Raw genomic sequence first — 8,790 nt, 5'->3', positions numbered from 1 at the left:
CGGGGCGGCGCCGCCCGGGCCCGCCCGGCCTGGGCCCGCGCCGCGCTGCGCGGCGGGCTGCCGCCGCTGCTGCTGGGCGCGGTCCTGGTCGCCGCCTGGCAGATCGCGTCGGGCACCGGCGCCGTGGCCGCGTACTACCTGCCCGCCCCGGACGACCTGGGACGGCACTTCGCCGACGACGTGGCGCACGGCCCCCTGCTGGACTACACCGGCGAGACCGTGCGCGAGGCGATGGCCGGCAGCGGCATGGGCGTCGGCGCGGCGCTGCCGCTGGGCTACCTGATCGCGCGCAGCCGCCTGGCCGCCGCCGCCCTCCAGCCGTACGTGGCCGCCTCCCAGGCGGTGCCCGCGGTGGCCGTCGCGCCGCTGCTGACCCTGTGGCTGGGCTACGGGCTGCTGCCCATCGCGGTGCTGTGCGCGCTGCTGGTGTTCTTCCCGGTGCTGGTGAACACGGTGCTCGGCCTGCGCACCCTGGACGCGGACGTGCTGAACGCGGCGCGGGTGGACGGGGTCGGCGGCTGGGGCCTGCTGTGGCACATCGAACTGCCGCTCGCGCTGCCGAGCATCCTGGCGGGGGTGCGCGGCGGCCTGACCCTGTCGGTCACCGGCGCGGTGGTCGGCGAGTTCGTGGTCGGCGGCGAGGGCCTGGGCCAGCTGCTGTCCGTGCAGCGCGGCGAGGCGGACACGATCGGCCTGTTCTCGACGCTGGTGATGCTGGCGCTGCTGGCCGCGGTGCTGTACGGGGTGGTGCGGGTGGCCGAGCGGCTCGTCGAGCGGTACGTGCAGCGGTGAGCGCGGACCGGGACGCTCCCGCGCGGACCCCCGCCGCCGGACTGCCGGACTGTCGGAACCTTCCACGCGGGTAAGGAGAAGGACGTGCGATTTGTGCGGACGACCGGCGCACGGCGCCGGGCACACCGGATCACCGGGGCGGCCGTCGCGTCGGCGCTGGCGCTGGTCACGCTCACCTCGTGCGCCGGGGACCCGGCGGACGGGGGCGGCGAGGACGGCGGGATCACGGTGGGGCTGACCTACCAGCCCAACATCCAGTTCGCGCCCTTCTACGTGGCGAAGGAGAAAGGCTACTTCGAAGACGCCGGAATCGACGTGAAGCTCCGTCACCACGGTGCCGCGGAGGACCTTTTCGGCGCGCTGAACTCCGGCCGCGAGGACCTGGTGTACGCGGGCGGCGACGAGATGCTCCAGGCGCGCTCCAACAATGTCCCGATCGTCGACGTCGCCACCGTCTACCGGTCGTATCCGGTGGGCCTCATCGTGCCCGCCGGGTCCGATATCCGGGAGCCGAAGGACCTCAAGGGGCACACCGTCGGCACGCCCGGCCCCTATGGCGAGACCTATTTCGGGCTGCTGGCGCTGCTGAACCAGGGGGGTCTTTCCAAGAAGGATGTGAAGGTTCAGTACATAGGATTCACCCAGGCGACGGCGCTGGCCGGCCACAAGGTCGACGCGGTCATGGGATACGTCAACAACGACGCGGTCGCCTTCCGGCAGGCGGGCCGGCCGGTGCGCACCATCGCGCCGGGCCCGGACGCGCCGCTGGTGGGCGTGGGCCTCGGCGCCCGGCGCAACACCCTGGGCCGGCGCGCGGAGGACGTGTGCAAGGTCGTGGCGGCGACGCTGCGAGGGGTGCGGGAGGTGGTCGACCACCCGGAGGAGGCCGTGCGGATCAGCGAGAACTACGTACCGGGCCTGGACGACGCCAAGCGGCGGGCGAACGCGCTGGCGGTGCTGGAGGCCACCCGGCCGCTGCTGCGCACGGAGCCCGGCGGGCGCCCGGGGTACAACGACCCGGCGGTGTGGGAGCGGATGGCGGACTTCATGTCCCGGCAGGGGCTGCTGGAGAAGCCGGTGACGGCGCGGGACGGGTTCGACAACGCCTACCTGCCCAAGCCCTGACCGGCGCGCGGGCGGCCCGGCCGGGCGCGGGCCCGGCCGTCACCTCCGGCCCCGCCCGCCCGGCGCCCGCCCCCGGGCCGCCCGGCCGAAGGCCCACCAGATCACTCCGGCGCCCACCGCGGTCACCGCCGCACCGACCGCGGCCGTGACGTGCATGGCGTGCACGAAGCCCTGGTCGGCGAGGTCGGCCAGGCGCGGGCGGTCGAGCCGGGCGGCCAGCAGGCGGGCGGACTCCGCGGACTGCGCGGCGGCCCGGCCCACCGGCTCCGGCAGGTCGCGCAGGTCCGGGCCGACCCGGTCGCGGTACGCGCCGGCGAGCACCGAGCCCAGGACCGCGACCCCGAGCACGCCGCCGACCTGCCGGGTGGCGTTGTTGACGGCGGAGCCCGCGCCGGTGCGCCCCGAGGGCAGCACGGCGATCACGGCCTCGGTGGTGGGGGCGATCGCCGCGCCCATGCCCAGGCCCTGGAGCACGAGCAGGGCCCAGAACACGCCGAGGCCGCTGTGCTCGTCCAGGAAGACGTACGAGAAGAAGGCGGCCGCGGCCAGCAGCATGGCGGCGGTGACCACGGGCCGCACGCCGAAGCGCCGCACCAGCCGGGCCGAGGCGGGGGCGCCGGCCAGCACGCCGAAGGCGACGGGGGTGAGGGCCGCCCCGCAGGCCAGCGGCGTGTGCCCCTGGACGCCCTGGAGGTAGAAACTCGTGTAGTACATGGAGCCGTTGAGGCCGAAGAAGGCGAGCATCACGGCGACGCTGGCGCCGGCGAACCGGACGTCGGCGAACAGGCGTACGTCGAAGCTGGGGTTGGCCACGCGCAGTTCGACGGCGACGAAGGCGGCCAGCAGGGCGGCGCCGCCGATCAGGGCGCCCAGCACGGCCGGATCGGACCAGGCGCCCCGGTGCCCGCCCTCGATGACGCCCCAGACCAGCGCGAACAGGCCCGCGGTGGACAGCGAGACGCCGGCCGGGTCGAACCGCGGGGGCACATCCTGGGGGCCGCGGCCGGGCAGGAACAGCAGCGCGCCGGCCCCGCACAGCAGCACGATCGGCACGTTGACCAGGAAGACCGAGCCCCACCAGAAGTGGTCCAGCAACAGGCCGCTGAGCAGCGGACCGGTGGCGATGGCCAGCCCGCTGGAGCCGGACCACACGGCGATGGCCCCGGCCCGGTGCCGCTCGTCGAAGATCTGGGCGATCAGCGCCAGCGTCGCGGGCATGACCAGGGCGCTGCCGGCGCCCATGGTGCCGCGGGCGACGACCAGTTCGGTGGCCGACTGGGCGTAGGCGGCCCACACGGAGGCGGCGCCGAAGACGGCCATGCCCGCGAGCAGCAGTCTTCGGTGCCCGTGCCGGTCGGCCAGGACCCCGCCGGTGAACATCAGCACCGCGAAGACGAGCGTGTAGGAGCTGACGCTCCACTGCAACTCGGTGGGGCTCGCGCCCAGGCCCCGGCCCGGGTCGGCCAGCGTGGTGAGGGCGACGTTGAGGACCGTGTTGTCCAGCCAGATGGCCAGCTGGGCCAGCACCAGCACGGCCAGCGCCAGGTACTGGCGTCGGGTGGGCGGCAGCGGGACCGCCTCCCGGGCGGGGGCGGCGGGCTGCGTGGTGTTCGGTGCGGCCATGGATCGGCGCCTTTCGGAACCACGGCGGGTGCGCCGTGTCGTACGTGGGTGCTCTTGCGGGCCCCGGGCGGGGGTAGCGTGGGCCGCCCGCGGTGCCGCGTCGCCCTGCGGCGGCGTGCGCACGGGCGCCCCGGTGGCCTGGCAACAGGCTGTCACGATTGGTAGCTGAGTGTCCGGCCAACCGCCGTGACTGACCTGATCTGGCACTTTCCTGACGGTGACGATTTCGCAACGGCACGGATAGGGCCAGGTGAGAGCGTTGTCCGTACGGATGTGTCGTTGTCCGGGCTTGACCGCGGTCCCGCCGACTTGTCCCTAACTGAACGATCTTCCTTGCCGCCCGGTGTGCGTGCTCGTTATCGTGCAAGCACAAGCAACGGGGGTACCCTTTGAGCTATTTCGGCATTCAACCAAATGGCCGTGCGCCGCTGGCCCCAGAGGCGGGCGCCGAGGAAAAGGGGGGCGGCGCGGTTTCCGGAAGCGAGATCGGCGACCCGGGGCAGACCGGTGGGGCCGACAACGTCGAGGCCGCCCTCGGGCAGGCGCTGCGCCTGCTGGAGACCGCCGTGCACCACCACCGGCGCAGCGTGCTGGCCGGGGTGAGCGCCGACCTTCCCGTGGACGGCGAGGCGGTGGCCGGGTGGGTGGCCCGCCTGGTGCTGCGCGCCGAGCGGGACGTCATCTGGGCGCTGCCGGACATGGCCTCCGAGGAGCACGGGAAGCTGATCGCCCAGACCCTCGCGCAGCTCGGCGCCAAGGGAGTGCGCACCCGCATGCTGTGCCCGCCGCCGCTGATCCGCGGCCAGGTCTGGCAGCGGTGCGTGGGCGCCTCCGGCGCCCGGGTCGACCTGCGGCTGTCCGGCGCGGTCCGGCAGGAGCTGGTCGTGGTGGACGCCGCCGCGGTCATCGCCCCCGACGCCTGCGCGGGCGAGCCCGGCGGCTCCCGGGCCTCCATGATCCAGAACTCGACCGTCGCCGACATGCTCCACCAGATGCTCTCCGGCATGTGGGACATTGCCCAGCGCCCCTCCCGGCCGCTGTCCTTCCAGGGCGGCGCGCGGGGCCGGGTGCTGCGCCAGGTGCTGACGCTGATGGCCGAGGGGTACAAGGACGACGCCGCGGCCCGCAAGCTCGGCCTGTCGGTGCGCACCTACCGGCGGTATGTCGCCGACATCATGCGTGATCTCCAGGTCGAGTCCCGCTTCCAGGCGGGCGTGCGGGCGGTGCGCTCGGGCCTGATGGAGCTGAACCAGGGTGACTTCTAGGCCGACCTCGCGCGGCCTCTCGGCCCGGGGTCCGGGCTCTGACCTGCGCTGACGTCGGCCGATTCGCCCCGTTCGCGGGGTTGTGCGACCCTGCCCGGTGGCAACTTCCTGCGGATTCCCCGGCCAGACCCCCCGGTATGCCCCGTATGCTTGCAGCTATATGACAGCCGGAGTTACTGACCGGTTTCCATGGTCGCGTGCGTGACAGGTAGTGGACTCGGGGGTTGTCCCGGTCTGGAACCGGCGCCTAGCGTCGTGTGGCACGTACGTCGCTTTGTCCATGCCAAAAATGGAGGTGCGCGGTAGATGGCCGCCATCGTCGAAGAGCGTCGGGAAACCATCAAGGAAATCGTCGTCGATATTCTTGAGATCGAGCCCGGCGAGGTCACGGACACCAGCCTCTTCAAAGAAGACCACGATGCGGACTCGCTACGCGCCATCGAAATCCTGGCCGCCCTTGAAAAAACGTTCAATATTGTCATCGATCAGTCGGAACTCAGTCGCATGGTAAACCTCGACGGCGTCTACGAGGTCGTTTCCGAAGCGGCTGGATGGCAGTGACGGCGTCACCGGACCTCTCGGCGCACTTAACCACGGGCCCGACCAGCCGGTCGGCCACGGGATCCGACGGAAGGCGGGGCAACATGCAGGAGGAGCCGGCCCGCAGGGTCGTGATCACCGGCATGGGACCGGTGTCCGGCATCGGTGTCGGCACCGCGGAGTTCCTGGCCGGCCTGCGTGCGGGCGCCAGCGCCGCGAAACCCGTCACCTCCTTCGACACCGAGGGCTTCGACCACGCCATAGCCTGCGAGATCACCGACTTCGACCCCGACACCTGGATCCGCCGAGTCGACCCGGCGACCCTCGGCCGGGCCAGCCGCTTCTGCGTGGCGGCCGCCCGGATGGCCGTGGCCGACGCCGGCCTGAGTGACGCCGACCTGCGCGACCGGTCGTGCCTGATCTCCATCGGCACCACCGACGCCGAGTCCCGCGACCTCGACCACCTGGTCGAGACCGAACTCGACCAGGGCCCCGAGCACATGGATCCGGCCACCGCACGCCGGGTGTCCCCGGGCCGCCTGTCGGCCGCCGTCGCCCAGGAGTTCGGCCTGCGCCGCGCCGAGGCCGTCACCCTGCCCACCGCCTGCGCGGCCGGCAACTACGCCATCGGCTACGGCTTCGACGCACTGCGCGCCGGAGACGTCGACATGGTCCTGTGCGGCGGCGCGGACGCGCTGTGCCGCAAGACCTTCACCGGCTTCTACCGGCTCGGCGCCCTCGCCCCCGAACGCTGCCAGCCCTTCGACGCCGACCGCCAGGGCATCCTCATCGGCGAGGGCGCGGGCATCCTGCTGCTGGAGACCCTGGCCTCCGCCCGGGCCCGCGGCGCCCGCGTCTACGCCGAGGTCCTGGGCTACGGCCTGAACTGCGACGCGCACCACCCCGTCGCCCCCGACCAGGACAGCGTGGCCCGCTGCATGCAGCTTGCCCTCGACAACGCGGGCGTCAAACCCGCCGAGGTCGACCTCATCTCGGCGCACGGCACCGGCACCCGGGCCAACGACGTCACCGAGGCGGGCGCCATCCGCACCGTCTTCGGCGCCGCCGCCCCGCGCACGGTGTCCGTCAAGTCCATGCTCGGCCACAGCATGGGCGCCGCCGGGGCGCTGTCCGCCATCGCCTGCTCCCTCGCGCTCACCGAGGGGTTCATCCCGCCGACCATCAACCACGAGCGCACCGACCCCGAGTGCGGCCTGGACTGCGTGCCCAACCACGCCGTCGACGCCGACCTGACCATCGTGCAGAACAACGGCCTCGCCTTCGGCGGCAACAACGCCGTCGTCGTCCTCGGCAAGGCCGGACGCCGCACCGAGGCCTGGTCGTGACCCAGCTCATCGCCGGGGCCGGCGCCGTCGCCAGCGTGGGCGAGGGCGTCGGCGCGCTGTTCGGCGCGCTGTGCGCGGGCACCAGCGGCCTGGCCGGGCTGCGCGGCTTCGACGCCGCCCGCTACCGGGTCCGGCACGCGTACGAGATCGACGACCGGCCCCCGGGCGGCGGCGACGTGCCCGGCCGGGCCACCGCCTGGCTGCTGCGCGCCGTGGCCGAGGCCGCCGCCCAGGCCGGCCTCGGCGACGACCTCGCGGACGTGCCGGTCCTGGTCGGCACCGGCCTGCGCGAGCTGCGCTCGGCCGAACTGGCCTGGCGCGACGGCGTCCCGTTCGACGCCGCCCGGCAGCACTTCGGCACCGCGCTGCGCGAGCGGTTCGGCGCGCAGCGCACGTACACCTTCTCCGGGGCCTGCTCGGCGTCGCTGTACGCGCTGGCCATGGGCGCCGACATGGTTGAGGGCGGCATGGCCGACACCGTCGTGGTGGCCGGTGTGGACACGCTCACCGAGAGCATGCACGGGCTCCTGGACCGGGTCAACAGCGAACCGCCGCGCCAGGTGCGCCCGTTCGACCGGGCCCGCCGCGGGGTGCTCATGGGCGACGGCGCCGCCGCGGTGGTGCTGCGCCGCGAGGAGCCCGGCGCGGCCGGCTCCGCGCTCGGCCGGCTCCGCTCGGTCGGCGTCAACTGCGACGCCCGCCACGTCACCGCCCCCGACCCGCAGGGCATCGCGGCGGCCATGCGCGACGCGCAGCGGCGGGCCGGCGTCAAGCCGTGCGACATCGACCTGGTGCTGCTGCACGGCACCGGGACGCTGCTCAACGACGGGGCCGAGGCCGCCGCCCTCGGCCGGGTCTTCGGGCGCCACGTGCGCGGCCCGCTGATGACCGCGCTCAAGTCCATGACCGGCCACACCTCGGGCGGCTCCGGGCTGCTCAGCCTCATCGTCGCGCTGCGGGCGCTGTCCTCCGGCCGGGTGCCTCCCGTGGTGGGCCTGGCCGACCCCGCGCGGGAGGCCGCCGCCTTCCGCTTCGCCCGTGAACCGGTCGCCGGAGCCGACCTGCGCGTGGCGCAGATCGACGCGTTCGGTTTCGGCGGAGTCAACGCGGTGGCGATCGTCGAGCGGACGGGCGGCCACCGCTTTGGGCATCCTGGGAGGGTGACATCGGGCGGCGAGCGGGCGACGGGCGGCGGACAGGCGACGGGTGGCGGGCGGACGGCGGCGGACGCCGGACGGGCGGGACACCGGTGACCGTCCGGGAAAGCGCCGTCGTCACCGGCGTCGGCCTGGCGGTGCCGGGCGCCGGCACGCCCGGCGCGCTGCTGCGCGCGGCCCCGGGCCGGGGCCGCGCCGAACCGGTCGACATCGGCGCCCGCATCGGCCGCCGCGGGCACCGCTACAAGGACCGGGCCACCCGGCTCGCGCTGTGCGCGGCCCAGGACGCGCTGCGGGAGGCGGGCCTGCTGCCCGCGCGGGACGACGGCCCACCCGGCTCCGGCGGCGGCACGACCCCGGCTCGTACGGGCGATACCGGCGGTACGGGCGGTACGGGCGGTACGGGCGGTACGGGCGCGGAGCGCGCGGCCTGTACGGACGGCCCCGACGGCCTCGGCGGCGGTGACGGTCCCGGATGCGCCGACGGGGAGGAACCGGACGACGCGGCCGGCGTCGTGGTCAGCACCAACCTCGGCAACCTCGACACCGTCTGCCTGACGACCGCCGCCATCGCCGCCGGGTCGGTGACCGACCTCAGCCCGATGGCCCTGCCCAACGCGTCCAGCAACGTGACCGCCGCGTGGCTGGCCATCCGCTTCGGCCTGCGCGGCCCCAACCTGACCCTGTCCAACGGGCCCACGTCCGGCCTGGACGCCGTGCACTGGGCCGCGGTGCTGGTGGCCGCGGGCCGCGCCCCGCGCGTGCTGGTGGTCGGCGTCGAGCCGTGCAACGAGGTGGTCCAGGGGCTGCTCGGCCACCCCGCCGCCGACCTGTTCGACGGCGCCGCCGCCCTGGTGGTGGAGGGCGCGGCGGCGGCCCGCGCGCGCGGCGCGGCCGCCCTGGCCGCGCTGGGCCGCTACGAGCGGCGGGCGGGCCTGGCGG

At 74.4% G+C, this 8,790-nt stretch carries 8 protein-coding genes; 7 read left to right on the top strand and 1 reads right to left on the bottom strand.

Features of this window, described 5'->3' with window-relative positions; translation table 11 throughout:
* Positions 1-219 precede the first annotated feature (219 nt).
* Together RKE29_RS24990 and RKE29_RS24985 are read left to right on the top strand one after the other, a co-directional pair.
* Positions 220-792 (top strand): ABC transporter permease subunit, encoded by a 573-nt coding sequence (locus tag RKE29_RS24990; protein ID WP_312007888.1) that lies wholly within the window; start codon positions 220-222, stop codon positions 790-792.
* A gap of 84 nt (positions 793-876) precedes the next feature.
* Complete coding sequence (locus tag RKE29_RS24985) at positions 877-1,917, top strand: ABC transporter substrate-binding protein (RefSeq protein WP_312007886.1); 1,041 nt, start codon at positions 877-879, stop codon at positions 1,915-1,917.
* Positions 1,918-1,956: 39 nt separating this feature from the next.
* On the opposite strand, the gene RKE29_RS24980 is transcribed toward RKE29_RS24985, so the two are convergent.
* The gene (locus RKE29_RS24980) at positions 1,957-3,540 is read right to left on the bottom strand and encodes an MFS transporter (protein ID WP_312007885.1); all 1,584 of its coding nucleotides are present in this window, start codon (positions 3,538-3,540) and stop codon (positions 1,957-1,959) included.
* A gap of 389 nt (positions 3,541-3,929) precedes the next feature.
* On the opposite strand from RKE29_RS24980, the gene RKE29_RS24975 reads away from it, so the two are divergent.
* The 5 genes from RKE29_RS24975 to RKE29_RS24955 form a co-directional block, all read left to right on the top strand.
* The gene (locus tag RKE29_RS24975) at positions 3,930-4,805 is read left to right on the top strand and encodes a helix-turn-helix transcriptional regulator (RefSeq protein WP_312007884.1); all 876 of its coding nucleotides are present in this window, start codon (positions 3,930-3,932) and stop codon (positions 4,803-4,805) included.
* A 306-nt stretch (positions 4,806-5,111) separates the two neighbouring features.
* Entirely contained in the window at positions 5,112-5,366 is a 255-nt protein-coding gene (locus RKE29_RS24970) for an acyl carrier protein (RefSeq protein ID WP_312007883.1), read from the top strand.
* Between the two features lie 83 nt (positions 5,367-5,449).
* On the top strand, positions 5,450-6,691 hold the full coding sequence (locus RKE29_RS24965; protein ID WP_312007881.1) for a beta-ketoacyl-[acyl-carrier-protein] synthase family protein: 1,242 nt from the start codon (positions 5,450-5,452) through the stop codon (positions 6,689-6,691).
* Positions 6,688-7,944: a beta-ketoacyl synthase N-terminal-like domain-containing protein gene (locus tag RKE29_RS24960; protein ID WP_312007880.1), complete on the top strand. Its 1,257-nt coding sequence runs from the start codon at positions 6,688-6,690 to the stop codon at positions 7,942-7,944. The genes RKE29_RS24965 and RKE29_RS24960 overlap by 4 nt, the downstream gene beginning before the upstream one ends.
* On the top strand, positions 7,941-8,790 hold an 850-nt coding region (locus RKE29_RS24955), incomplete at its 3' end, for a beta-ketoacyl synthase N-terminal-like domain-containing protein (RefSeq protein ID WP_312007879.1). The genes RKE29_RS24960 and RKE29_RS24955, both read left to right, overlap by 4 nt.

The organism is Streptomyces sp. B1866 (assembly GCF_031932565.1).
Taxonomy (GTDB): Bacteria; Actinomycetota; Actinomycetes; order Streptomycetales; family Streptomycetaceae; genus Streptomyces.
This window is presented reverse-complemented; position numbering and strand designations above follow the sequence as displayed.

Excerpts from the sequence above, each read along its gene's own strand:
- RKE29_RS24965 (WP_312007881.1), top strand. The coding sequence starts at position 5,450 with ATGCAGGAGGAGCCGGCCCGCAGGGTCGTGATCACCGGCATGGGACCG.
- RKE29_RS24980 (WP_312007885.1), bottom strand. The coding sequence starts at position 3,540 with ATGGCCGCACCGAACACCACGCAGCCCGCCGCCCCCGCCCGGGAGGCG.
- RKE29_RS24970 (WP_312007883.1), top strand. The coding sequence starts at position 5,112 with ATGGCCGCCATCGTCGAAGAGCGTCGGGAAACCATCAAGGAAATCGTC.